18 protein-coding genes are annotated in these 25,836 nt (G+C 48.8%); 4 read left to right on the forward strand and 14 right to left on the reverse strand.

Annotated features, from left to right (window positions below; translation table 11 throughout):
* Positions 1 to 116: 116 nt before the first annotated feature.
* Together BUC30_RS03290 and BUC30_RS15740 are read right to left on the reverse strand one after the other, a co-directional pair.
* Positions 117 to 1,745, reverse strand: coding sequence for an SLC13 family permease (locus tag BUC30_RS03290; protein ID WP_073423507.1), 1,629 nt, complete (start codon positions 1,743 to 1,745; stop codon positions 117 to 119).
* Positions 1,746 to 1,791: 46 nt separating this feature from the next.
* The gene (locus BUC30_RS15740; RefSeq protein ID WP_139260773.1) at positions 1,792 to 6,576 is read right to left on the reverse strand and encodes a T9SS type A sorting domain-containing protein; all 4,785 of its coding nucleotides are present in this window, start codon (positions 6,574 to 6,576) and stop codon (positions 1,792 to 1,794) included.
* A 211-nt stretch (positions 6,577 to 6,787) separates the two neighbouring features.
* Between BUC30_RS15740 and BUC30_RS03300 the strand changes: the two genes are divergently transcribed.
* Both BUC30_RS03300 and BUC30_RS03305 read left to right on the forward strand, forming a co-directional pair.
* Positions 6,788 to 7,645, forward strand: coding sequence for a hypothetical protein (locus BUC30_RS03300; RefSeq protein WP_073423508.1), 858 nt, complete (start codon positions 6,788 to 6,790; stop codon positions 7,643 to 7,645).
* A gap of 156 nt (positions 7,646 to 7,801) precedes the next feature.
* Positions 7,802 to 8,572, forward strand: coding sequence for a hypothetical protein (locus BUC30_RS03305; RefSeq protein WP_073423509.1), 771 nt, complete (start codon positions 7,802 to 7,804; stop codon positions 8,570 to 8,572).
* A 132-nt stretch (positions 8,573 to 8,704) separates the two neighbouring features.
* Here the strand turns inward: BUC30_RS03305 and BUC30_RS03310 are convergent, their stop codons facing one another.
* From BUC30_RS03310 to BUC30_RS03340, 7 genes are all read right to left on the reverse strand, one after another.
* Complete coding sequence (locus BUC30_RS03310; RefSeq protein WP_073423510.1) at positions 8,705 to 10,525, reverse strand: extracellular solute-binding protein; 1,821 nt, start codon at positions 10,523 to 10,525, stop codon at positions 8,705 to 8,707.
* A gap of 107 nt (positions 10,526 to 10,632) precedes the next feature.
* Entirely contained in the window at positions 10,633 to 11,445 is an 813-nt protein-coding gene (gene rnc / locus BUC30_RS03315; RefSeq protein WP_014546673.1) for a ribonuclease III, read from the reverse strand.
* 211 nt (positions 11,446 to 11,656) lie between these two features.
* Positions 11,657 to 11,896: an acyl carrier protein gene (gene acpP / locus BUC30_RS03320; RefSeq protein ID WP_014546672.1), complete on the reverse strand. Its 240-nt coding sequence runs from the start codon at positions 11,894 to 11,896 to the stop codon at positions 11,657 to 11,659.
* Between the two features lie 47 nt (positions 11,897 to 11,943).
* Positions 11,944 to 12,672: a 3-oxoacyl-[acyl-carrier-protein] reductase gene (gene fabG, locus BUC30_RS03325; protein ID WP_073423511.1), complete on the reverse strand. Its 729-nt coding sequence runs from the start codon at positions 12,670 to 12,672 to the stop codon at positions 11,944 to 11,946.
* 328 nt (positions 12,673 to 13,000) lie between these two features.
* On the reverse strand, positions 13,001 to 13,984 hold the full coding sequence (gene plsX / locus BUC30_RS03330; RefSeq protein WP_073423512.1) for a phosphate acyltransferase PlsX: 984 nt from the start codon (positions 13,982 to 13,984) through the stop codon (positions 13,001 to 13,003).
* A 14-nt stretch (positions 13,985 to 13,998) separates the two neighbouring features.
* Complete coding sequence (gene rpmF, locus BUC30_RS03335) at positions 13,999 to 14,187, reverse strand: 50S ribosomal protein L32 (protein ID WP_014546669.1); 189 nt, start codon at positions 14,185 to 14,187, stop codon at positions 13,999 to 14,001.
* Positions 14,188 to 14,189: 2 nt separating this feature from the next.
* Positions 14,190 to 14,717 (reverse strand): YceD family protein, encoded by a 528-nt coding sequence (locus tag BUC30_RS03340; protein WP_014546668.1) that lies wholly within the window; start codon positions 14,715 to 14,717, stop codon positions 14,190 to 14,192.
* Positions 14,718 to 14,906: 189 nt separating this feature from the next.
* Between BUC30_RS03340 and BUC30_RS03345 the strand changes: the two genes are divergently transcribed.
* Entirely contained in the window at positions 14,907 to 16,664 is a 1,758-nt protein-coding gene (locus BUC30_RS03345; protein WP_073423513.1) for an Ig-like domain-containing protein, read from the forward strand.
* 108 nt (positions 16,665 to 16,772) lie between these two features.
* Here the strand turns inward: BUC30_RS03345 and BUC30_RS03350 are convergent, their stop codons facing one another.
* The 5 genes from BUC30_RS03350 to BUC30_RS03370 all read right to left on the reverse strand — a co-directional run bounded on the left by BUC30_RS03350 (position 16,773) and on the right by BUC30_RS03370 (position 23,150).
* Positions 16,773 to 18,668: a glycoside hydrolase family 5 protein gene (locus BUC30_RS03350; RefSeq protein ID WP_073423514.1), complete on the reverse strand. Its 1,896-nt coding sequence runs from the start codon at positions 18,666 to 18,668 to the stop codon at positions 16,773 to 16,775.
* Between the two features lie 27 nt (positions 18,669 to 18,695).
* Positions 18,696 to 19,922, reverse strand: coding sequence for a carboxypeptidase-like regulatory domain-containing protein (locus BUC30_RS03355; protein WP_073423515.1), 1,227 nt, complete (start codon positions 19,920 to 19,922; stop codon positions 18,696 to 18,698).
* A complete protein-coding gene (locus tag BUC30_RS03360; protein WP_244536463.1) occupies positions 19,922 to 20,731 on the reverse strand; it encodes a TIGR02147 family protein in 810 nt (269 codons plus the stop codon). The genes BUC30_RS03355 and BUC30_RS03360 overlap by 1 nt, the downstream gene beginning before the upstream one ends.
* Positions 20,732 to 20,848: 117 nt before the next feature.
* Positions 20,849 to 22,309: a LamG domain-containing protein gene (locus BUC30_RS03365; protein WP_073423517.1), complete on the reverse strand. Its 1,461-nt coding sequence runs from the start codon at positions 22,307 to 22,309 to the stop codon at positions 20,849 to 20,851.
* Positions 22,299 to 23,150, reverse strand: coding sequence for a TIGR02147 family protein (locus tag BUC30_RS03370; RefSeq protein ID WP_073423518.1), 852 nt, complete (start codon positions 23,148 to 23,150; stop codon positions 22,299 to 22,301). Before BUC30_RS03370 ends, BUC30_RS03365 begins: the two co-directional genes overlap by 11 nt.
* Before the next feature lie 193 nt (positions 23,151 to 23,343).
* Here BUC30_RS03370 and BUC30_RS03375 point away from each other — a divergent pair, with 193 nt between their 5' ends.
* A complete protein-coding gene (locus BUC30_RS03375) occupies positions 23,344 to 25,758 on the forward strand; it encodes a DUF4859 domain-containing protein (RefSeq protein ID WP_073423519.1) in 2,415 nt (804 codons plus the stop codon).
* Positions 25,759 to 25,836: the final 78 nt, after the last annotated feature.

Genomic DNA, 25,836 nt, shown 5'->3' on the forward strand with positions numbered 1-25,836 from the left:
AGCATATTAACTTCAATTTTTAGGAGAAGCAAGCAGGACAAGGCCGCAGGACCGAAGCTGTACAAGTCGTACAGCGAGAGTCCGAGAACGCAGTCATGCGCCGCTTATCGTAAAAATTACTTAGCAGCAGCGGAGTCCGTAACAACAACCTTAGCAGCAGAGTCAGCCGGAATGGCGACGGCAGCGCTATCAGCAGCCGGTTCAGCGATCGTTTCAGCCGGAGCAGCAACTTCGGCAGGCTTTGCATAAACAGGTGCGGCAGGTGCCGGAGCGGCAACAGCAGCAGCCGGAGCAGCGGCAGCTTCAGCCGGATCTTCGAAGAAGTTCACCTTAGAAAGACCGAACATCATGATCCAGGAGAGCACGAGACCGCCGATACCCATCACGATACCCGTGATAGCCATGCCACGCGTATCCGTGTAACCCGTAGCGTGGGCAAGTGCGTTAGGAGGCGTAGAAATCGGGAGGCACATACCGAGGGAGCTTGCGAATGCAACAGCAACCATCAAGGAGGTCACGCCACCGAGCGGAGCGAGGTTGTCCTTGCAGCTCACAGCCACGACGATGAAGATCGGGACGAGCAAGCTAGCCGTAGAGGTGTGGCTCATGAAGTTTGCCATGAAGAGGCAGATGAAGCCGCAACCGACCATGAGAACGACCGGAGACCAGGTATTGAACGGAATAGCGTTGATGAGGTCCTTGGCAAGACCTGTCTGCTGCAAACCGAGACCAAGAGCAAAACCACCAGCCACAAGCCAGAGAACGTCCCAGCTCATTTCGTTGAGGTCCTTCTTATTAATCACGCCCGTCAAAGCAAACACAGCCATCGGGATCATAGCAATCACGTTGTCGTTGAGGCCATGAACATTCTTACCGGTCACCCACAAAAGTACGCACACAGCAAAGGTAATGTAAACGATGATAGCGCGCGGGCTCTTGTCAAAACCTTCGGCACCTTCGATATCGAGGTTCATTTCCTTCATCTTGATCGGATAGAGCTTGAGGAGCAAGAACCAAGCAAGAATCATCATAACAATCACATACGGAACACCGAATTCCATCCACTGGCCAAAGGAAATGTTGAAGCCGCTGGACTGGAGAGCACCAAGAGCGATGGCGTTAGGAGGCGTACCGATCGGAGTACCCATACCACCGATGTTAGCACCGAGCGGGATGGCAAGGGCAAAAGCAGCTTTACCGCGGTCGTTGGCATCAAAGAGCTTGAGCACCGGGCCGAGGATGGCGAGCATCATAGCAGCAGTAGCGGTGTTGCTCATGAACATGGAGAACACTGCAGTAATAATCATGAGGCCAAGGAGCACCCACTTCGGATCCTTACCAAACGGCTTGAGGAGCACGCGGGCAAGGTTCTTGTCCATGTTGTACTTGCAAGCGGCAGAAGCAAGGAAGAAGCCACCCAAGAAGAGCATGATGATCGGGTTGGCAAACGTTGCCATGATGTCCTTGAATTTGAGCGGTTCAACACCTTCCACGCGGAACGGGATAAGAGCCGAGTTCGAAAGCGTAAGGATCATCAACACGATGACGAACATGGACGTAGACCAGATTGGGAACGGTTGGAGGATCCAGAAAAGGGCAGCCATCACAAAGATTGCGATGACGCGAATTTCGAGAGTGTTCAACGCGTGGTCACCAACGAAGCCGAGGGCTTCGTACGGGACGAAGAGGGCAGCGATGGCGAGCACCGATGCAATAATGAGTTTGATGAGTTTTGCTTTTGTCATAACGAGCGCAAATTTAGTAATTAAACTTGCGTTCGGCTAGACTGATTTATCGGACCATAACGCGGGTGACAGCACTAAGGCTTCCGACTTTGACCTTCACAAAGTAAACACCCTGCTTAGGCTTTTTCATGGAAATGGCGTTAGTGCCTGCATTAGCAATAGACTTGCCCGTCGCAACGATTCGACCATCAATACCCACTACTCTCACCTTTACATTAGTTCCAGCAAGTCTAGAGGCAGCATCGAAACCGACATTCAAGACGTTCGGAGCTTGGTTCACGCGGAGCCCCTTGAGGAGATTCTTCGCGACGTTAGCAACTACTGCACTCTTAGTCACTCGAACAGAGACATTTTTTGCATTCGACGAGAGTTTGACATCCACCGGGCTATCCTTTACGACTTCGACCGTTTCATTATCGACCGTCGCATAGACTCGCATACCCTTCTCCCAGACGCTTTCGAGCCCTTCAAAGCTCAACTTGCCATCACGGGAAGTCGTCGCACTCACTTCAAGATCCCATTCGAGGTCGTCTGCGTTCTTTTTCACGCTCTTGGCAAGGCGCTTTTTGCCCTCGACAATGGAGAGGTTCACACGGTCACCCATGCCTGCCGGCGGTTCACCCAAGGTTTTTGCCGTACGACCTACCGCAATTTCGTTCCAGGAATCCCGCTTACCGTTATTATCAGACAGCACAACGCGGAGATTCCAGTTTTCAGACTCTGCACTCTTGTTCAAGGACTTTTTCTCGTCTTCGAGAACGATCGCCGCCTTCAGCGGAATGCGATACGTCATAGATTTTTCCGTATGCACCCAAAGGGCTTCATACGGTCCAAGTACATCAGGTTCCACATATCCGCTTGAATCCGGATCCCACTGGCAGAAGTTGATATTTTCATCCTTAGGGAGTTTCACATACCAGCCATAGGGATTTGCCACGAGATTCCAACCGGAATACTTATTCTCGAGATGCCATTCGATTGCATCATTCATATTGGGAGTCTGCAAGCTCATCGCAAATGGTTCATGATTAACAGGACCATACCAGTAACCGCGAGTAGAATCGAACTTGTCCTTCACGCTAAACTTGCGATACTGCCAGAATTCGCCCACCGGATTCGATTCGTCCCACCAGTAAACAGAAGTCACAGCACCTGAGCCACTCGCCTGAGCACAAACATTCTTCATTCTTTGGTAGAACTGAGCGTCATTCATGCCACGCTTGACTTCATCCTGCATGTATTTGCATTCTTCTTTTGCCCAGTCGCTTTGCGTAAGGCCAAAACGAGTTTCGAGATCAGACAAGCATCCATCGCCCTTGTTGTAGCAGAACGCATTCAGAGAAAGGGTCTGCCAAGCACGCGGCGTATACGTCTTTTGTTTTTCCATGATGAACTTTTTATCATAGCTGATAGAATCATCGCCGTCCGTAAGCGTAAAGGTTACCGTGTATTCCCCGACAGGCGCCGGGTCAAGGCGCCACAATCCATTCTTGACACTTTCAACAGATTTTGCATCGACAACGGTATCGAGGTAGACTCCCACATCGGAAACAACCTTGATATGGTAATCCACCTTTTCGGACGTACTTGCAAGCTTGTTGTCGAATTCCATGCGGAGCGCATTGCCGTCCTGCGTTGCAGTCGGCTCGGCAATTTCGAGCAGATACGTCTTGTGAGAGGCTCTGCTAGAACTGGACTTTACAGAAGAACTGCTCGACTGGGCGCGGCTAGAGCTGCTGTATTCATAGCCGTTACCCACGCTCGAAGAACTAGACGAAACCTCGATATTCCATGCGCTGGAGCTTGAAGAATAGTTATCGTTGCCAGCACTTGAAGAACTCGAAGAAATGTCGACACTCGAACTAGAATTCACAGAAGAGCTAGACGATGTACCGCTAGAACTAGACTCTGCAAAAGAACTGCTAGATTCAGTAACATTGCTAGAAGACAAATACATTTCGCTTGACGAAGACTCTTCCTCAGAACTACTAGATTCCACAAAAATCGAAGAAGAAGACTCTTCCACACCGCTGCTAGAACTCATTTCCACACTAGAGCTGCTTTCAGCGCACTCCTCGTAAAGTGCTTTAATCGTCAGATCCCTATCCACACTGAGGTAATCCGTAGAATTCCACTTGTCAAAAGGACAACCCACAGAATTTACGCTTGGAGGATTCGGGACTGGAGAAGGCCAGCCATGAACGACTTCGTATTCCTTGATGACATCATCGCCATCTACGAATTTAACGCTATGAGTCGTAAGATTTGGAGCAAGAGCCGGTTTTAACGTCGGCAACGGAGCCGCATCAGCAGCATTTTCATCATACATCCAAACTTGATCCGATTCGTCATCCAACACTTGGTTCAATGCATCCGCAAATTCAGCCGATTTCATATTTGCAGAAAGCATGCAGCCGTTTCCTGTTTGATCCACAGACTGAGTTTCATTAGCCGTGCAGTTTCGGACATTATTTTTTGCGGTACTTCCTTGATAAGTCGGCACCGTATATTTTTTACCATCCCCAATAGAAATGGCAGGTATTTTTTCAGGTTCTTCGCTATAGTGATAGTTAGAGATAAATTGAGAAGCCCTACCGGTATTGCCATAAAGAACACCAAACAAGTAACCTATATCAGAATTCGAGGGAAATTCTTTGGTCAAAGAGCCATTCGAGTAGGTATTTTTAACGATAATCGGGGCTCCAATAGAAGAACGACCGACAAGACCACCAACATAGAAAGCCTTATTTGCGGCAGCAACCTGCTTTTCTTTAATATCGCCTTCAACAGATACAACACTCAACTCGGTAACAGACTTACAGTTGCCGCAAACGCCACCAATATAAGCTGTGGAAGCGAATCCCGCATTCATATAAGTATATTGCAAAAGAGTCGTTATGTTTCCACTCGGCTTCACACGAACATCATTGAATGCTATTTGAGAATTCCCAGAATTATCAATCAGAGGGAACCTACCAACAATGCCACCAACATAAGTGTTAATCCCATAATCCTTTACAGCTAAAGAGCCATTGTAATTTAACCCTGACAATTTCAAGACAACACCAGAAGTATTGTACATACTAGCGGCGCCAAAAGCACCTCCTATAGAAACCGTACCCGTCACTTTAGTTGCCGTAGAATTCTGGCTATCAATATCATAGTTTATTCTAATCGACGATGTATTACCCGCAATTGCGTTTTCTTTGGTAGCAAGCATGGCCGTTCCAACAAGACCACCAATAGAGGCCGAAATCAACTGCTCTGAAAATGATTTACCCCAGATTTTTATGTTTCCACTTGTATTGGAATTTTTGAGAGTCAAGAACAAATCATCCCCATTGCCCACATTAGTGGTATTATCGCAACCGGCATACCCAGCAATACCTCCAACAAAATAATTGTAGGTTCCTGCCTTTGCATTAAGATCAACCAACACAACACTTGCGGTTGCATTTACAATTTTCAAGACACTGCCGTTACAAAGATTACTCTTTCCGATGACCCCACCCCAATAGATATTTACGGTTTCGTTGCCTGCAGCTCCAGTCCCAGCAGCTTCTAATCTTTTCACATTTACATTGCTGATTAACAAATCAGATTTTGTCTGATTATTTGAGCCATCTTTCTTTGTTTCACCAAACACACCACCAATAGAGGTTCCGCCTGTCACTTTTTTACCACTCGGCACAGACACCTTGATGTCCTGATTTAAATACGGCTTGTTATTATCACTGCCAGACTGCGCATAGACATACATGCCCGCAACACCGCCTAAAACGGACTTATCAACGCTAGCGGAGTTATTTATATCAACATTGATCTCGATATTTTCGTAAGTGGTAAACTTGGAAATAGCGGCAATACCGCCCATGACCGCCATATACCCATCTGTGGAGGTTTCACCGATACTTGCGCCGATAAAATTCGTAAGGTCCACAACATTAGGAGTTTCAACAAGCTGGACGCTGTTAGACAAAGCGATGAGAGAAGTTGCTGCAGTAGTTTTGTCCGAATAAATCTGGGAAACTTTGGAATTCCGGATAAGCCCTGCAAGCCCACCAGCAAACGGAGAACGGATAACAACTTTATCAAGAGTGATATTATCGACGTTCGTATAAGAAATCTGCCCCGCAAGGGCCCCCATCGGATAATAGTCGACTCCGTTAGTTGAAGGGTCAGCCTCTAAAGTTTCATCAGTTGCGCTATACCACTTTTTCCCGACTACAAAATTCACACCCGATATCGTCAGGTTCTTGACCGAAATATCAAGTCCATTGGCTCCAATCGGAGGGATATCGTATCCAATTTTTCCAAAAAGGCCTATATAACGATCACCATCTTTCCTTTGGATATAGCAAAGGTTCTTTATGGTATGACCGTTTCCATCGAAAACTTTTCCGCCGAACTTGATAGGAGTATGTTCCGTCGAGCAGGACTCCGTATCATCGTCTTCATTATGACTATACGTTTCCCCAAAATTCAAATCAGAGGCTAGGGTCAAGTTGGTATACTTATTTTTAGACTCGTTCTGAGTAGTAGCCCAAACGCTAGACAGCATCTGATTAAGGATTTTGGCGTAAGAGTTGCCGCTCTCACTCAAATTTTTAGAAGCAAGGCATATAACAGAGGCACCCGCCATCTCCGTGGATTCATTAACCGTACACCCCTCGCCCGCCTGCTCCAAGTAAAGCGATTTTGCTGTTGCATTATAGCCAAGATTTATATATTGAGTCACTAAGGCGACAGGATCTTGGGTATTATCCCCAGCCCAAGTAGACATCGGGATGGCCAAACCTAGACCAAGCAGCAGACGAGTTAAGTAATCCATTCAAGCCCTCTATTTTTTCGTGCGTCTATAGCACGCCACATCTCTTGTAAAAATAATTTTTAAGGCTACTTTGGCAACCGTCAATAAAAGTAAAAGCGCCAATTGTGACAGTCAGCACGGAGATGAAAATTTGCTTACAAATATTTAATTGCTTTAGTGCCATAGGTTTACTAAATTGAAGTCACCATTATGGTGTTTCATAGGAGTTAAAATGTTCAAAAAGATTCTTCTTCTCACGGCTGCGATTGTTACCTCCAGCTTTGCAACATGGGATTATTTCGGCCTGCTTCAGAACAATTCTGGTTCTGTCAAAACGGGACTTTACTACGACTGGGACGGAGACTGGTCCCAAATGGGTCTGAAAGTCGGTGCACGCGTGAATATCGTTCCGCAATTTGAACTTTCTTTCCAGAGTTTTGGCTACCAGTTCTGGGGCGAAAAGGAATGCGATGACGATGATGAAAAGCCTGAATGCAAAACCTATGAAGAAGGCGGCAAAGGTCTCCGCGACCTGGTCATCGGCGCACGTTACGCCTTGGATCCGGAACTTTACCTCTTCCTCGACTTTAACCTTCCCATCGGCAAGGACAAACCGACGGACAAGGGCAGGACTCCTCCAAGCCACCATGAAATGTACATCTACGCCGGTGCACAGCACCACAGAGACATCGCATCCATCAAGGGCGCATCTTACGGTGCAGAAGCCGGTCTTTTCTGGGGATTCAAGCATCACGATAGAGAAAGAGGTCTCGAACTCCGCTTGGGCGGTGAATTCGACTTTACACTTCCTTCAGCACCTGTAACTCTCTTGGTTGGCGGTCAGTTCTGGTTCCGTCTTTTTGCATCGGAATACAACAACGGTACCAAGAAAGACAAGGAAATGCATGACGACTGGTCTCACCAGTGGAAATTCTGGGTCGGTGCAAGCGTCCCGCTAAGTGACGACATATCCATCAAGGGTACAATTATGGCCCGCAGTCAGGATTTGAAAAACAAGAGCTACGAACCGGAAATCGTGATGGAAGGCGATGCCCTCGGCGTGACCTTGGAAATGGAATTCAAGTTCTAGTCATCAAATCTAGGCAAAAGACATAAAAAAATAAACGTCTAAATTTCTTAAAAACCAGTCGATTATTCCGACTGGTTTATTTTTATTTACAGAATCCGTTTAAATTCCATAGTTTTTACCTATATTTCGAAGAAATTTTCTTTCTATGGAGTAACTATGTTAAAAAAAGTAATCGTAGGCGCTGCACTTCTCGCATCCGCCAGCTTCGCAACCTTCAGCAACTTCCCGGTTCCGGCCGCCATGAGTGGCGACGCCAAGATTGTTGCAGACTTCATCGTTCATGACAAATGGAAAGGTCTCGACCTGAGCGCAAAGGCTCGTTTCGTTCCGGTCCAGAACCTGGAACTTTACTTGAAGCTCCCGTTCAGACCGATTAGCCGCTACGATGGCAAGAACGACCATAAGACCGGTATGGAAAACTTGACCACCGGCGTACGTTACCAGGTGGCTCCGATGTTCGCCGCATTCCTCGATGTGACATTCCCGACCGGCAAGGAAAAGGTCTCTGACGACGGATTCAACTTCTATTTCGGTGGACAGTTCTCTAAGGACTTTGGCGCTGTGGGCCTCGGCACTGAAGCAGGTCTCTCCATTACAACGGAAGGCGATGACCGTAAGAAAGGACCGATGAGCTTGATTCTCAATGCAGAATTGGATCCGAACGTTTCCCAGGTCGTTTCCCCGTACTTCGGCATCACCTTTGACATTTTGCTTAATGACGAAAAGACAAGAGGCAAAAAATCTGCCGAAACGAGTGGCGATGTCGGCGTTGCCCCGTACGTAGGTGCAAATTTCAAGGTCAACCAGTTGCTTTCCTTTGATGCTTGCGTAACATTCGGTCTCGGCGATGACGACTACCTCATCTACACGAGCGGCAACAAGAAAATGACCGTTACGTGGGAAGGCTCTGTCAACTTCTCCTTCTAATCAAAGATTTTTTATCCATCTATGAAAAGTCCCGGCAATGCCGGGACTTTTTGCGTTTCGAGAAATGTTTCGCGCAATTACAAGACTTGACTGGGTCCTTCGCGTTGCTCAGGACGACGAGATGCGCGCGGGTTAGCGGATATCGAACGGCGGGATGGGCAGGCTTTCGCCGGATTTCATCGCCTTGTCGAGCGCAGCAGACTTGACCGGATCGACCCACCAATAGACCGGGATGGCGTCTTCGCGGTTGAACTGGTCGAGAATCTTTTCCGGCGTGCCGTAGCGGTTCCAGTAGAGGATGCGGTGGTGGTCGCATTGCCACATGAGCACGTACGGGACGATTTCAGCAAGGCGGTTGTCGAGCGCCTTCAAGATTTCATTGCGCTTCGCAAGGTCGAATTCCGTCTTCTGCAAGTTGATGAGACTATCGACAACGGGGTCTTGAACACCAGCGAGGTTGTTCGTGCCCTTCTGCATGGCAGTCGTAGAAATCCAGCTAGCTTCCGGGTCGCGGAGGCGGCCTGCGCCCCAGTTCACCCAGTAAAGGTCAAAGTCAGCATCGTCCAAGCGCTTGCGGAGCGTGCTCTGGCTCATCTGTTCGATGGTCGCCACCACGCCCACCTTCTTAAGGTCTTCCTGGAAAAGCGTGAGGTGGCGCAAGTCTTCCTGGCTCGTGATGAAGTTAATCGCAAACGGCTTGCCGTCCTTTTCAAGAACGCCTTCCCCATTCACCTTGTAGCCCGCTTCGGCAAAAAGCGCACGGGCCTTTTCGGGATTGTAGCTGTAAACAGGCGCCGTTGGGTTCTGATTATTCGCCCAAAGATCCGGATAGTAGCTGTTGAGGAGGAAGTACTGGCCGTACATGTACTTCTCGTTCATCGCCTCGCGGTTCAAGAGGTACGAAAGTGCGCGACGGACGCGGACATCCTGGAACTGCGGCTTGCGGAGGTTGATCGCCATGCCCTGGAAGCCAATCGGTTCCTTGTTGTAGATGCGCTGCTTGACAGCCCAGCCCTTCTTGACAGCATCAAAGTCGGTCTGTTTCATCCAGATGCTGCTCGTGTAAATGGCGTAGGCGTTGAAGTCCTGCTTCTTGAAAGCTTCGAGCGCCTTGGTCTGATCGTTCATGAAGCGGTAACGGATTTTCTGGAAGTTGTACTTGCCATGGTTCCAGTTCTTTTTGAAGCCCCACCAGTCAGCGCGTCGCTGAAGTTCGACAAAGCGGTCTTCGCGGAACGTCTTGATAATGTACGGACCAGAGACGACCGGGAATTCGTAACGAATCTTGTTGAAGTCCTTGCCTCCCCACACGTGCTTCGGGAATGCGAGCATGCCGGCGGCTTCCCAGAAGTTGCCCCAATGAGATTCCTTGGCAGTCATGCGGACAGTCAAGCTATCGACGACTTCCGGGCGTTCAAAGCGGCTGAGCCCCACCTTGAAAATCGGCGTGAGGTTCTTTTCGTCCATGATGACGTCATAGTAGAACTGCACATCTTCAGCGGTGATGGACTTGCCATCGCTCCACTTCGCGCGCGGGTCCACATGGAATGTGAACGTTCTGCCGTCTTCGGAGACTTCCCACTTGTCCGCGAGGATGCCGACTTCACGGTCTTCGGTGGTATGCAGGCTCACGAGCGGTTCGAACATCATGTTCATGAGTTCGGCGGAGAAGCTGTTGTAGTCTTCCCACATGTTGAAAGACTTCGGCATGGCGGAGCCCCAAAGCGTGATGGAGCCGCAAGCGCGGGCGTCCTTGGAGGCAATCGGGTCGAATTCGCCGGTCGCCGTAGAATCAAGCGGGAGAATCGGGCAATCGGCTTCGGAAACGGCGGTGCTTTTTTTCGAAGATTGGCCGGATTTGGAATCGCCGGATTCATTGCAGGCGACAAGAGCAAAAGCGAGAGCTGCCGCCATCGGGACGGCAAGTAAAGAGCGGAGGGAGAAAGTTTTCATGAGAGACAAGATAATAAAAAGGCGACCCCGGCACGGTGGCCGGGGTGACAGCGCAGGCTCTACATACGAGCCACTTCCTACAGTCTACTTCCTACCGTCTACTAAAATTACGGCAATCCGATATGGTGTGCGGGTTGTTTGACTTTGGGTGCGGCGGCTTTTTTAGCATCGGCTTCGGCAGCTTCAGCTTTGAGCGTTTCAAGCGACAGGCGGGAGGCTTCCTGTTCCGCCTTCTTCTTGTTCGGGCCTTGACCGCGGGCATACGATTTGCCGTTCACAACCACTTCGACCGTAAACACTTTCTGGTGTTCCGGACCTTCTTCGCCGACAATCACGTATTCCGGAGAGCAGCGCAATTTGCCCTGACAGAATTCCAAGAGTTCGCTTTTGTAGTTCACGAAGTCGGTCGCACTGATGATTTCTTGCACACGCGGGAAGTGGAACTTATTCAAAATGGCACGGACTTCTTCGAGACCGCCATCGAGATAGACGGCGCCAAGCACAGCTTCATAGGCATCAGCGAGAATGCTTTCCTTGCCGCGACCGCCCATCTTGGCTTCGGACTTTCCGATTTTCACATATTCGCTCAGGTCCCATTCCTTGGACGACTGGGCGCAGGCGTGTCCCGAGACAATCGCGCTCTTGCGCTTGGAGAGTTCGCCCTCCGGATCGCTCGGATAAGTCCTGTACAGGAATTCCGTCGTGAGCATGTTGAGGACGGAATCGCCGAGGAACTCTAGGCGCTCGTTGTTGCTTGCGTACGGGACATCTTTCCCGACGAGGAACGAGCGGTGGACGAGTGCATGAGCCAGCAGTTCTGGATCGCGGAATCTGTACCCAAGCTTAGCCTCAAGCCCGTCACCGGACTTCTGGCGAAACCAGAGTTTAAGAATCTTGTGGAGCAAGTTTTGTTCTTCCAACAGAATCTCCTTAATAGTTTAAAATGCAAGATGAAATGTAGTATTTGGTTATTGGTCATTAGTCAATGGTTATTGGTCATTAGTCAATGGTCATTGGTTATTAGCAACAACTACTGACTAACTACTAATGACTAAAAAAAGAATCCCCGGCGGAACCGGGGACCCAAAGCTCTTTCTTTGCCCAACGGATGCGGGCTAAAGTAAAACTAGATTACTTCTTGTGTGCTTCGAGGAAAGCAACAACGTCAGAAACCTTCTGGAACTTTTCAGCGTCAGAATCGAGGATTTCGACATCGAATTCGTCTTCGAGAGCCATAACGAGTTCAACACGGTCAAGGGAGTCTGCACCGAGGTCATTACCGAATTCAGATTCGGGCTTGACATCTTCAGCCTTGACTTCCAACTTAGCAACGATCACGTCCGTGACCTTCTTGAAAATTTCTTCGTTCATTTTTTTCTCCATGGGAAAAAGTTTTGTCCAAATTTAATAAAATGTTTTTAAGCGTTCAAGCCCCCATCGACACCAATTACCTGTCCGGTAATGTATTTGGCATCGTCGGAGGCCAAAAATGCGACTGCCTTGGCTACATCTTCCGGCTGACCGAGGCGGCCAAGCGGAATCTGGGCGGCATATTTTGCACGAGTTTCTTCACTCATGGCGGCGGTCATGTCCGTATCGATGAATCCCGGAGCGACAGCGTTCACCGTAATGCCGCGGGAACCGAATTCCATGGAGTTGGACTTGGTCATGCCGATCACGCCAGCCTTAGCAGCGGCGTAGTTAGCCTGACCTGCCTGAGTTCTGATACCGTTCAAGCTTGCGATATTCACGATGCTGCCTTTGCGGGCGCCCATCATCGTCCTGAGGACGGCTCTGGTGCAAAGGAACGTCGAGCGGAGGTCCGTTGCGATAACGTTATCGAAATCTTCGTCCTTCATGCGAAGTACGAGACCGTCACGGGTGATGCCAGCGTTGTTCACGAGGCAGTCCACGCCACCCAGTGCGTCGATAGCTTGTTTGAAAGCGTCCTTCACGGATTCGGAGTTGCTCACGTCGCATGCGAACGTGAACGTCTTGACGCCGAACTCCTTGGCGATAGCTTCGGCCTGTTCCGGGCAGCCACTACGGGAAATAAGAACAACGTCAGAGCCGCGAGCAGCAAGTTCTCTTGCAATGGCAAGACCGATACCGCGAGATGCGCCAGTCACAATAGACTTCGTAGGCATTATAAATTGACCTCCTGTATGACATTAAGTGTCATGGATGAATACAAATGATTTAAGCTTAGAATACCCGTCACACCACCGGTGCCAGACGGTTCGTCCAAAGCATATTTATTTGTTATTCAAGATAAAAAAAGTTTCAGAAGGATGTTTAGAGTACAATCAATAGTCATTGGTCATTAGTCTATGCTCTTTGAATAGAATGCAAAAAAACAAACCTGCGTTTCAAACTAACAACTATTGACCATTGACCAAGAACCAAATAAAAAAAACGGACCTAGCGTTCACTAGATCCGTCTAATTGCAACTAAAGTCTTAATGCAGACAAAAGCTATGCTTTAGGAGCTTCCTCGGACTTGATTGCAGCGAGGCGAGCGTTGACCTTATTGGCAACGTCGGCTTCGGCATACTTGGCAGCCACTTCAACAGCCTTTTCGATAGCGAGAGCATCGGAACGGCCGTGAGCGATGATGCCAATGCCATTGAGGCCAAGCAACAAGGCGCCACCCGTAGCGCGGTAGTCCCACATTTCGGCAAAGCGCTTGCCAGCCGGAGTGTCGATTGTGCCGAACATTTCCTGGTGCATTTCGAAGAAGCCTTCCAGGAGCTTGAGCACAACGTTACCCGTATAGCCAGAAGTCGCGACAACGTCGGCCTTACCTGCGATGAGGTCGCGGCCTTCGATGTTACCCATAAAGTTAACCGGAGCGGACTTGAGGAGCTGGTATGTTTCCTGAAGAACAGCCGGGCCCTTGTGTTCTTCTTCGCCCATGTTCAAGAGGCCAACCTTCGGATTTTCGATTCCGAGGAAAGCTTCGGCGAATGCAGAACCTGCAATGGCAAAGTCAACGAGAGTGGAAGCACGTTCATCAACGTTTGCACCGCCATCGACCAACACAATGCGGCGATCCTTTGTCGGAAGTGCAACCCCGATAGGCGGACGAGAGAACTCGTCGCAAGTCTTACCGAGGATCATGAGGCAGCTAGCCATCATAGCGCCAGAGTTACCGGCACTGACGGAAGCGTCCACAAGACCTTTCTTCTGCAAAGCAACGCAAGTCACCAAGCCAGAATGTTGCTTCTTCTTGACCACCATGACAGGATGTTCATCCATAGCCACAGGATCCGGAGCATCAACTACGGAAATCTGATTGCCGGTGTAACCAAGCTTCTCGAGAGAAGCCTTGACCTCGGCCTCCGGTCCGCAGAGAACCACATGAATATTGGGGTTTTTCTTGACTGCGCTAACGGCGCCTTCAATGCAAACACTCGGGGCGTAATCGCCACCCATGGCATCCAGTGCAACTTTGATCACGGATTCCTCCTAGATTAAGCTTCGGCACCCTTCATGTCAACAACTTCCACACCGTTGTAGAAGCCGCAAACCGGGCACACGCGATGCGGACGCTTCACGGAACCGCAATGATCGCAGGTAGCCATAGCCGGCACTTCCATCTTCCAGTGGGTGCGGCGCTTGTCACGACGAGCGGTCGAAGTTTTTCTCTTAGGTACTGCCATTTTTAACTCCTGTTTTCCATTTTGCTCTTAAGAGCTTTGAGTTTTTCCCAGCGGGGGTCGAGCGGCTTTTCAGCATCGGCACCATCGCCAGCTTGATTGTTTGTTACAAAGATAAAATCTTCGTCAGGATTTTTCACGGGCGCAATGGGTTCCTGTAGGGTCACCAGCTGTCGGACGCACTCGGAAACATCAACGAAGTCCTGTGTCTGCGGAATCGTGTAGGCGAAAACATCATCGTCGTCGTCATGAAGTTCCTGTGCAGCGCATGCTCCGCGCTCCACCTCGACAACAATCTCGGTTTCGAACGGACGGTCAAAAAGATCCAGGCTGCGGACACAAGTGAGTGTTTGCACTCCAGAGATAGTACCGGTCACAAGGCACTTGCCGTTGCCTTCGGGGCTAACCAGCACCTCGGCTACCAGATCGCCCTTGAGGTGCAGTTCGTCGAAGATTTCAGGAGCGTCGGCATGGGACCAGACCACTCGTTGGTCTTCGGAATCAGTAAGTTTTTGTGCGATATTTATTCTCAAAGTGGCACAAATGTAGTAAAACGCATAAAAGGGGTCAAGTGGGGATTAGTAGTTAGTAGGCGGTAGACAGTAGGAAGAAGAAAACTGAAAAACATTAGCCGTTGTCTATAGACAACTATTTATAATAATGGCAGGCTGATTTCACCAAAACAAAACTATTTTTGCAGTATATTGATATAGGGGTTGTTTATGGGATATTATTTTGGTTTTGAGCGAAAATTCGCGGTTTCGGCGCTCTGTTTTTCGTTTTGGTGTATAGAAGCAAGCGCCGAGCCGCTCGCGTTTCCTGAAGCGCTGGGATTTGGCGCAAACGTTACGGGTGGCCGCGCGGGTACCGTTTACCACGTGACAAACTTGAACGATGACGGCGCAGGCTCATTCCGCGATGCGGTTAGCCAAGGGAACCGCATTGTCGTTTTTGACGTGGGTGGAATCATCAACATCAAAACTGCCGTTTCGATCAAGTCGAACATCACTATTGCCGGGCAGACAGCCCCAGGCGAGGGGATCGCCATTCACGGCGGAAAACTTTCGACAGGCAAGCAGAGCAATATCATCATCCGTTACTTGCGCATCCGACCTGGAGAAAATACGGCAAGCACCAAAGACGACGCGCTCAACCTCTACGATGCCAAAAACGTCATTGTGGACCATTGCTCGGTAGAACTTGCTCCGTGGAATAACTTCGGAGGCTCTTCGGACAACGCAGATTACCGTGTCACCGGCATCACTGTGCAGAATTCGCTCATTGCAAACCCGATTGGCCAGCAGTTCGGCGCCCACATCGAATCCATTGACGGTACTTGGGCGTGGTACTACAACGCCTTCGTGAATACGCACAACAGAAACCCGCTCGACAAGATTAACGACATTTTCGTCAACAACATCCTTTACAACTTCGAAGCGGGCTACACGACACACACTAGCGCAAAATTCAAGCACGATATCGTGAACAACTACTTTGTCTATGGCCCAGAAGGCAAAAACGAGTGGTTTCAGGTCGATAAAAACCAGAGCATTTACGCAAACGGAAACCTAATCGACAAGAACCGCGACGGAGTGCTCAATGGCGGGCCAACAAGCATTTATTACTACCAGGGACCTGGCGAAGAGCTGAAAAATCCGTGGAACGAGCTTACGACAAAAGGACCGATGCTGAGTGCGGCAAGCGCCTGGCGCTACGTGACCTCGCAAAGTGGCGTTTTCCCCTACGACGACATTGATTCGCTTATCTGGCACCAGGTCGGCACGCTCGGCAAGGAAGGCGCGCTCGTAAAATCCGTAGGCGCTATGGGCCTCAAAACAAACAACGGCTGGGGTGAAGTCATCGCCGGGAAAGCAGCCACAGATAGCGACAAGGACGGAATGCCCGACTACTTCGAAAATGCGATGGGCTACGACACCGCCAAAGACGACGCCATGACCAAGGAAGACGACGGCTACGTGCGCATTGAAAAATACATCAACTGGCTCGGCGCCATGCATGCACAAGTCGCAGGCAACGGGACGCTCGATTTTGACTTGCATACAATCACGCGTGGGTTCCAGGAAGTAAAACCGTCTTACACCGTATCGGCTGCAGAAAACGGCTCGGTTGAATTACAGAAAGACGGCTACACCGCAAGATTCACCCCCGACAAAGATTTCAAGGGACTTGCCTCGTTCAAGTACACGGTCAAAGGGAACGACAACACCGAATACACAGGCCGCATAGAAGTGCTCGTCGAAAAGTCCGCAAACGCAAGCGAGCCACCGGAACAGCCGCGAGACTCCAGCGAAACGGCACAAGACTCTAGTGGGACTGCGCAAGATTCCACAACGGCAATTCGAGATGCTTTCCGAGAAGCTCGCACAATCCGCAACGCGCCTCAAATGCGCAAGAACACGTTCCACGACCTCAAAGGCCGCCGCTTTGAAAAGCAAATTCCATACAGAGTAATGTTCTAATTCATATTCTAATCATTCTCTTCGACCTAAAACACAAAGCACCTCGGGAAATACCGGGGTGCTTTTTATTGACAAAGTCAATTCTAAGATTTAATAGAAAGATGAATATTACTTTACCGTTACCGGATAGACAGAATTTCCAATGCGGAGAATGTAGCGACCAGCACGCGGCGCAGTCATCGAGAAATTGCCCGCTTTCGCCACGCCCACACGCAAAGTTTGTCCAAGAACATTGGAGAGCGAATAATGGCTTCCATTCTTAACGCCCGTCGCAACGATACTCAAGCCGTCAGTATTCACGCGAACAAAATTGCGAGCAGCCATTCTCGCCGTCGGGATACTTAAAACGTCCGGGATTTCCATAACCGTGTAATTGGACACATCTTCGACGCACTTGAGACTATCAATCCAGAGATAATCGCCAAACGCAACGTTGGTAACGCTAAAGCGGAGCGCCGTCGTCAACTTTGTAGAGAAAATTGTCGGTACATCAGCCTGCCAGCCATTATTGACCATCCAGCCAAAATCCACATAAGCGGTTGTCCATTCCGGAGAATAAGGCATGCCGACAAACGGATAATCCCAAAGTCCCTGACCGAGAATTTCGGTAGACGTATTCCAATCGCTATAGGCTACAAATTGATGGTTCGTACCTTTATAGCGGTAGCTGAACATTTTGCACTTGGAAATATCAAAATTGAAAGTAAAATCGGCATTCACATAAGGTGCATAGTCAAAAGCCGTGCCGACCGTATCAAGCTTGATTTTATCCATCTTGACCATTCCGTTTTCGGAGTTATCTTCGAAACTAGAATTACCGTGGTCACCCTGTTCATCGCTACCGCTCACATCCGTAATAAAGCTCCATTCTCCAGTAGCATCTGTCGATGTCGTCTTGAGAGCAAACGGGAGATCATCGTTAATTTGCGAAGCCCAATCAAGGTTCTTTGTGTAAGTCGTCTTTTGCGGAAGAACGTTCGCCTTGATATAGTTGTCGTCATCATTATCTTCAAGATACGGTTTTTCGACATCCCATTTGGCGGTAGAAAGTTTCTTTTCGTCAACCCATTTCAGGAACGCATCGGCATTCGCCTTGGTCTTGGCATCGTTGATATCTTTTTCGACCCAACCCCATTCGGTCACGAAAACACTGAGACCCGCAGCAATAGCCTTGTTCGGGCTTGCATTCTGGCTAGTCGACGTTTCATTGATGTTATGCATATTGGCATAAAAATGATGCGTGTAAGCAACATTCTTGTCAACGACGGGATTTGCAACAGCATCGCCAGCCGCAGAAGACCACATCGGTGTCCCTACAACAATTAAGTTATCCGAATATTTACGAATTTCCTGAACGACTGTATCAGCATAAGCCTTGAGGTCATTCCAACTTTCACTTACCGGTTCATTGTAAATTTCAAAAATCACATGCGGGTATTTGCCATAACGCTGAGCCATGGTCCCAAAGAATTTCGCGGCATCACTTGCCGTAAAGCAAGCCTTATTATCGTTAAATTCGTACTTCGGTTTTACACCCTTGTGAATGCAATTATAATAGCCACCTTCACTGTGCCAGTCCACCAAAACATAAACATCGTTTCTGATAGCCGCCTGTACGACCGTGTCCATTTGTGCGGAATAATATTCAGGACGAGTCTTGTAATTCCCTTGTCCCCAATTTCCAACGGAACCCATTGCAGAGCGAACAAGTTCAACATTCCACTCGCCTACAAGCGAATCAATAAAGGAATTGCCGTAGAACGACATTCCGTTTGGCCAAAAGATACTCCAGGTAAGGCTCATTCCGCGCACCTGAACTTCGGCTCCATCTTTGACGCCTTGCACGCTTCCATAAATGCGGCCTTCACCAGCGGAATTCTTGCCGGCTTGCAAAGCACCGTATTGACTTACGGGACCTACGCGCGTGGGCTGAATTGTTGCAAATGCGCTACCCACAAAGGCAAACGCACACAAGGCGACAATCGCCATTTTTGACTTTTTCATACTCTCTCCTATACGTGAAAAAGAATTTTAAAAACGCATCCCAAGACTCGGCCACATACTGGGCGAAATACCGTCAAAGCGGATATTGTCAAGGTAAATTTCGGTATCGTCAATAACGAGAATGTTGATTGCATTGACTGCAATAAGTTCTGTATCGAAATCATCTGCCGTAAACGTGAAATGTTCCCATTTTTCCGTAAGCGTCACAAAGTACGATTCGTGATATTCACGTTCGCCTTTATCACTGCGTTTGGCTATCTGCAACGAGATTTTTCCAGAACCTCTGGCATCAAACGAAATTGCAGTCGCCTTACGCAAATCATAGAACGCAAACATTTCAGCCTTATCAAAATCGTCACCAATCGTAAAACCGATAACTCCATAATGCCCCGGAGTTTCCTCATCTATATCAAATGAGACGTGCAAGCTTTTTCCGCTTTTAGCGCTATCACCAGAAACAAAAAGATTTTCACTATCGACACCCGCGCTTGCACGGCTTCCGCCACCCTGCAACGAGTCTGTGCAAATAAACCACCAGCCCTGTCCAAAACTTTTTCCGATAAATGTCTGTTTTTTCCAGTTTTCAAAATCTTCGACAACCGTAAAAATGCTATCTGCGAGATTAATGTTGTTCGTTGTCGCACCTTCATTCAATCCGGTTTCCATCTGGTACGAGAACTTTCCAAAATAGCCTTCGACAAAAGCATAATGCACGCCCGCAGGCAAATCATTAAATTCAAAGTTTCCGTTTACATCTGTAACGACGGACTTGTCCAAAATGGAAACAGTTGCACCTTCTACAGCAACACCGTTATTCGTTATCGAACCCTTAAGAGTCTCACTTGCCGCAATAGAAAGGGTTTGTTCGGGACTACGTTCGAGATTGACCCAGCGCATTGTAGATAACGAGTCGCCCGAACGCGTTTCCAAAAGCTGGACAGGCGCTTTTTCACCAAGAACAGCGGACCTAATTTCAAGAACACCATTGTTATCCAAAGAATCTTCATACGCCACATGCATGGAGTCTTCGTCCAAAATCCACACACGGGCAAGCGCATTCACCAAAGGTTTCCCATGATTTGTCGCCGTGATAATCCCTGCAATTTCAGTTTCACCAGCATTACTACCCGTGCCGTTTGCGATGTCAGAATTTCCGCTACAGCCAACAAGCGAAATACAAAGGATTGCGACAAAAGCCACAACACCCAAAGGGAATACCCAAGCCAGTTTTCGTAAAACATTACGGAGGTACATTACTTTACCTCCTTGACTTTGGCGCGGTTCACCAACTGAAACCCTACATGGCAAACACGGTCTGGATTTTTTTCTTCACGAGATAACGCAAGAATTTTTTCGCGAAGTTTTGCAATTTCTTCGCGGACTTTTTCAAAGCTTTCTTTAGACAAACTGCACGTAACACTCGTAACGCTGCGGTCATCACTTGTGAACAGATCATAAACTTCACTATTCACTTCAAGATTTTTCAGATGGTATTTGCGTAAAATCGTAGAACGCACGCGAGGCGGAGTTGAAACAATAGGCTGTTCCACACGATATACACCATTTTCATCTAACGTAACGAATCCCGATTCCATCAAATAGCGAATACCACTTTCCACCTGAGGAGCGCGAAGCACTGGCGTAAACATGCGTCCAATTTTTTCCGCCGGCATATTGGGCGGAAGCAGAGGGAGCAAGTCGCGCAACACGGGATAGTACCATTTCGAGAAAAACTTGAGCGAAGAATCCTGCAGAGCAAATTCCTGATTGTTCGCACGGACCGCAAGGAGCTTTCGCAACAATTCTTCGCGTACATCTACATTCTTTTCGTTACCGAAGCGCACCAAATCGAGAAAGTAATCCGATTCATCATCGGGAAGTCCCCACGACTTGGCGATATTTTTCGCATTCGCAACGGACAGCGGGCGCGAGCCATCTAGGATTCGGCTGAAAAACGCAGAACCGGAAACACCCGCATTTTCTTGAATCGCTCGGAGCGAAAGGCCCTTTGACTGCATTGTTTCCAAAACAGCGCGAATAAAATCGCGGTAATCAAAATACATAAATACACTAATTTTGGAAACATCTATCATATTTCCAAATATAAGTAATTATCATCAATTTTTCAATGTAAATTTTTATATATAATTTACAAAATACATAATTTTTGGAAACACATTTTAAGGCTTCAGTTGCTCGTACATGACCTCAATCCACTCGGGACTGCGGGCGATTGATTCCACCCAAATTTCATCGAGTGCGCCGTTCCAGGTTTCAGTCTCGATTTCATCGCCACCGATGCGGAAGGGGACGTTACGATTCAGCTCGTTCGGCACAAATTCCCCTGCAAATTCAGTTCCATCGGAACCCGCAATTGCTATAGGTTCGCCATTCACATACATGCTCACCTTGTGATTCTTGGAAACGAGCACAAGGAAAGCCCACTCCCCGACAGGCACGGATGTTGAATCCCCGAAATACACCGCCTCGGGGCTGCCCGGCATACTTTTCATCACGGCAAACGTTCCGCTATTCACCTCGTAATGCCACTGGAATCGCGAAGTTGAATCGCTCCAATAATCACGCTGGCTAAACAGCACTTGGTGTTCGCCATTGGGACCATTCCACTTCGTCCATAACGACAGCGTAAAGTCGCCATCTGTAGGGTCAAGCGTATCGAGGTCGATAAATTGGCCAGGTAAAAGTAAAATAGCCTTTTCGTACCCGCGAATTCCTTCCACACGCACCACACTATCAGCAAGCGTAGAATCGTTGTCGTAAACAACAGCGTTTTGTTCCACGTAATGCAACTGTAACGGGATTTCCCTTCGCTTATCTTCTGAAACAAAATTCGGCGCATAAGTCACAATTCCATAGTCATAGCCCAAATCCCGGCTAGTCATGTAACCGTCATTACCTTCCAAAATTTCGAGCGGCGGGAGCGATATCGTATCACGGGAATCAGTCGTAGCAAAGTGAAGGCGTCCCTTCGCCGTATCGCCTTCCACATAAAACAATTCCATACGCCTACCGGAAGGCACTTTTTCAAGCGTAAAGTGACCATTTTCGTCAAGTTCTGAAACAATATCCGTAGCAGCCAACCGCACATAGCCCGAAGACTTTCCGTCAAGGCTACCCTTCAGCGTTCTAGGCTTCTCAATTTGCATCATGTAGTACCCTTCTAGCCCCATGCCACCGACAAGCAAGGAAAGGCCTTCGTGTTCTGCATAAAGGAACATGTTCGAGCCAGCATTCTCGAAGCCGCTATACGTCTTCCTGCGGTTTATGTAAGCGGAATCATGCATTATCACACATTCGCGTTCCAACTCAAAACTGAAATGACCTACAGAATCGGAAACCGTTTCGACAGAATCTCGGAAGTCCTCCTTATTATTCGAATAAAAGCCATCTGTATAAAGCACCACACGGGCATGGGCGACACCATTGCCCTGCACGTCAATAACTTCGCCAGCAATCAATTCGTATTCAGGCGGTTTTACAACGGAATTCCCGATATCGGTCACTCCACCGGCGACATCCTCGCTACTTGAGCACGCTAAGAACGTCAAAGAAAACGCAAGCGACATCACGCACGCAACGCAATTACGCGACAACTTTAGATAAACTTGTCTATTTTTCATTTTCCGCCTCCTTCCCTATTTTCTTGCTCATCGGGAACGCCACAAGCATCATTTCGTAAACGCGTTCCACTTCCGAATCATTTGCCGCACGGGCAATAATTTTTTTGCGGGCTTCTTCCAGCACCTCTACCGCATAATTGTAGGATTTTTCGCTCATCGCAAGAGTCGTGAACGCCGCAAAGCGCTCGTTTTTGGGCATAGATTCCACGGCGCCCATCGCATGCTGCATATATTCATGACGGATGCGTCGCAACGCCATTGGCGGAATTTCCGAAGCATCGAGCATTTGCGATGTTTCAACATAGCGTTCACCCTCTTTTTTCAAGAGTCCCCATTCCAGCAGCATTTTCACCGCATCGCGAGCCTCATCCGTCGTTATCTGCGGCACAACCGAACGCGCCAACACACGGTAGTCCCCATCCCAATCCGACGATACCGCCAATTCGCGCACAATCGGGTAATACCACTTTTCAAAATACCCCTGTTCACGCGTCGTGACATGCGTAAATTCTATCTGCTTGCGAATTTGGACAATCTGATTCCAAGCGTGTTCGCGTTCAGCAACTTGTTGAGCCTGGTTGTACTGCACCAGCGCCTCAAAATACGTCTTTTGCAACGGTTCGAATTCCATCGCTTTTGAAATTTTTTCGATAGATTTCGGGGTCAAATTGAAGCGCCCACGGATAACATTCAGGCAATAAGAAGAACTACTGAAGCCAGCCTTTGCTGCAAAAAATCGATGAGAAAACACCGACCGCATTTTCTTCTGTTCCTCAAAATAGTCTTGCAGGAACTTGCGGAAGTCATCATAGTCAAACAGGTGTTCAAGCGCAATGCACATGGTTTTAAACTAGAATATTTTTACACAAAAATCAATAAAATACACAAAATTACAATTAAATCAATATATTTCATTAATTATTCTTACACACTTACACACTTCTAACACAGAAAATCATTCCATTTTTCTTAAAAACTTGCACTAGGGCACACCAAAAATTATTTCTCTAAATAGCATAAAAATGGAGTGTGTTATGCAAAAAAGTTGTTTGGGATGGATTCCGGGCGCCGTTTTGTCGGCTGCCCTAGGTGTTCACGTATATGCGGCGTCGGGTGATGCTTACACATGGCCCGGCTACCGCAGCGACCTGGATTACGATACGAAATCGAATCTAGGCGATATCCAGCCGCCGACCAAGTTCAATAACAATTGTTCGGGCGTTACCGGAAAGAAGGCCGGTAAGTGGTGGGCGTTTTATTGGGGCAAGGATCGCGACAGCCGCATTACCGATGTGACGATTGATTCGATTCTTAAGAAGTACGATACCGATTTTGAGTATTTGTACAATGAGATGGGATGGGCGCCGGACGCCCAAGCGCAAGAAGGCCAGTACAGCGCCATTTATTACTACGGTTCAGGGACATGTGCCGGTGGCGCAAAGACGGATACTACGGGCGGTTGGCAGACATGGGTAGCAGGCTACACGGCCGTGGCGGCCTCGTTTTATCCGCTGTACAGTTTTAATACGAGTTGCCCTTACCGTGATCGCGTGGCGCAGATGGATGCGATGATTCACGAGGGAATACACTCGATGACGAACGGTTACCCCGGCGCAAAGGATGCGCACTGGTTCCAGGAAGCGGGCAACACCTGGATTCAGCAGGATATGTTCAGCCACCGCGACGGTGTTTACAGCGGTATGGGATTCTTGAACGCGGCGACGGTCATTGCGCCGTTTATGCCAATTGAAACTTATTCGGGCTGGCTGATTGACGGTACCTTCGGTGGCCCTGGTGGCGGCGCCGATGGCGGTGGCGTGACCGGTAAAAATCAGCGTTACCTGCTGGGTGGTTCGCAGTACAGCAACATTTTCCCGACGTTTATCGGAACGTGGATCGGTACGGGCGCGGTGCGCTGGATTTACGGAAATGCTTACGGCAAGACCAAATACCTGCTCGAAACCTACGGCCTCGACAAGGGCCTTGGCGATGCGGGCGTGCGCAGGCTCATTACCGAATTCCGCGCAAGGCTTGCGATGCTTGACATGAAAAAATGGTCCGGCGAAATCAGGAACCTGCTGAATCAGCATTTCGGAAGCGACACCTACTGGGAACAGGACATGTGGGACAACAACAGGAAAAGCTACACCTGGAAAATGACTCCGTACCAGACGGTTTCTGAAAACGGTGGTTACCTGGTTCCGGATCAGGAAACGACTCCGGGTTGGTCTGGCTCGAACGTGGTTCCGCTGAAGGTGCAAAACGGAGCAAAGGAAGTAACCGTGAGCTTCTACCCGAACGGTGCCAACTCCAATAACAAGAACATGAATTTTTTGCTGTGCTACCGCGCGACCGACGGTACACCTGTGTACAGCGAACCCATTACAGGCGAAGGTTCCGCGACGCTTCACCTGGACAAGACGCCTTCTTCGACGAACGGCACGCCGGTGGTTTTTGCGGTCATCGTGAATACCGATTACCAGTACACTGGCAACACGGGAATTCGCAAGCTGCATTACGATTATAAGTTGAAGCCCGAAGCTGGCGTAAGCGGCGCAGGGGCGGCAAACGTCAAGTATTACAACGACTTCAAGCTAGATTACAAGTGGCCTGAAATCGGAGACGCGCCAATTAGTTCGAGCAGCAGCATTACGCAAAATTCGAGCAGTTCCGTATCGCCGGGATCTTCGAGCAGCAGCGAGATGCCCACGAGCTCTAGCAGTTCCGCAAAAATCATCACGGACGGCGCAACCACATACAACATCACAGCGACACTCCCGATTGACGACAATTATGCGACGGTTTCTGCAAAATTCAACGCTAGCGAAGTCGCGAAGAAGCTCGGTCTTACCGCAACAACGCTCACACAGGCACAATTCTTTGCACTTGAAAACGACGGGAACATCGTCACCAACAGCACGGCAAACACACCGGGCCATTGGTTCAGCAAAGATGGCAAAGTCGTTGAATGGGGCGAAACCGCCTATGTATTCAGCGAAGCTGATTTGGCAAACGGGACTCTCGCGATAGGCCACTACCCCAACCGCGTCAGCAACGGAGAAAAATACAGCTTTACGCAGGGACTTGCTTACAACGGGAAAACAGTCCTCTTCAATATCACGACCAACATCACCAACGAATCTGGAAGCGACGAAGGTGGAAAGACCACAGCTCTGATGTACGGACTTGATAAAGTTTCGACACACATGAACCTCGTCCTCCGTAATGGAAATCTCGAAATCCGTTACACGCTCCCTCAGCGCGACAATGTGAAGATAAGCCTATTCAATGGATTCGGAGCATTACTTGCACAAGAAATCACGGGAATGCAAAACGCAGGCACGCACACGCGCTCGCTCAACATGAGTCAAATGCCGCGCGGCACCTACATCGTAAAAATCACGACGGGCAGCTACCGCGAAGCAAGACCGATTAACATCACAAAATAAACGAGCAAAAAGCACAGCACCTCGGCGAAAGCGCCGGGGTGCTTTTACATTGACGAGGTCAATGCAAAGTTCTGCGCC

It is taken from the genome of Fibrobacter sp. UWB7 (assembly GCF_900142945.1).
GTDB lineage: Bacteria > Fibrobacterota > Fibrobacteria > Fibrobacterales > Fibrobacteraceae > Fibrobacter.

What these genes read in the sequence shown, in the direction of transcription:
- BUC30_RS03290 (WP_073423507.1), bottom strand. Translation starts at nt 1,745, where the DNA reads ATGACAAAAGCAAAACTCATCAAACTCATTATTGCATCGGTGCTCGCC.
- BUC30_RS15740 (WP_139260773.1), bottom strand. Translation starts at nt 6,576, where the DNA reads ATGGATTACTTAACTCGTCTGCTGCTTGGTCTAGGTTTGGCCATCCCG.
- BUC30_RS03300 (WP_073423508.1), top strand. Translation starts at nt 6,788, where the DNA reads ATGTTCAAAAAGATTCTTCTTCTCACGGCTGCGATTGTTACCTCCAGC.
- BUC30_RS03305 (WP_073423509.1), top strand. Translation starts at nt 7,802, where the DNA reads ATGTTAAAAAAAGTAATCGTAGGCGCTGCACTTCTCGCATCCGCCAGC.
- BUC30_RS03310 (WP_073423510.1), bottom strand. Translation starts at nt 10,525, where the DNA reads ATGAAAACTTTCTCCCTCCGCTCTTTACTTGCCGTCCCGATGGCGGCA.
- acpP (WP_014546672.1), bottom strand. Translation starts at nt 11,896, where the DNA reads ATGAACGAAGAAATTTTCAAGAAGGTCACGGACGTGATCGTTGCTAAG.
- fabG (WP_073423511.1), bottom strand. Translation starts at nt 12,672, where the DNA reads ATGCCTACGAAGTCTATTGTGACTGGCGCATCTCGCGGTATCGGTCTT.
- rpmF (WP_014546669.1), bottom strand. Translation starts at nt 14,187, where the DNA reads ATGGCAGTACCTAAGAGAAAAACTTCGACCGCTCGTCGTGACAAGCGC.
- BUC30_RS03345 (WP_073423513.1), top strand. Translation starts at nt 14,907, where the DNA reads ATGGGATATTATTTTGGTTTTGAGCGAAAATTCGCGGTTTCGGCGCTC.
- BUC30_RS03350 (WP_073423514.1), bottom strand. Translation starts at nt 18,668, where the DNA reads ATGAAAAAGTCAAAAATGGCGATTGTCGCCTTGTGTGCGTTTGCCTTT.
- BUC30_RS03355 (WP_073423515.1), bottom strand. Translation starts at nt 19,922, where the DNA reads ATGTACCTCCGTAATGTTTTACGAAAACTGGCTTGGGTATTCCCTTTG.
- BUC30_RS03360 (WP_244536463.1), bottom strand. Translation starts at nt 20,731, where the DNA reads ATGTATTTTGATTACCGCGATTTTATTCGCGCTGTTTTGGAAACAATG.
- BUC30_RS03365 (WP_073423517.1), bottom strand. Translation starts at nt 22,309, where the DNA reads ATGAAAAATAGACAAGTTTATCTAAAGTTGTCGCGTAATTGCGTTGCG.
- BUC30_RS03370 (WP_073423518.1), bottom strand. Translation starts at nt 23,150, where the DNA reads ATGTGCATTGCGCTTGAACACCTGTTTGACTATGATGACTTCCGCAAG.
- BUC30_RS03375 (WP_073423519.1), top strand. Translation starts at nt 23,344, where the DNA reads ATGCAAAAAAGTTGTTTGGGATGGATTCCGGGCGCCGTTTTGTCGGCT.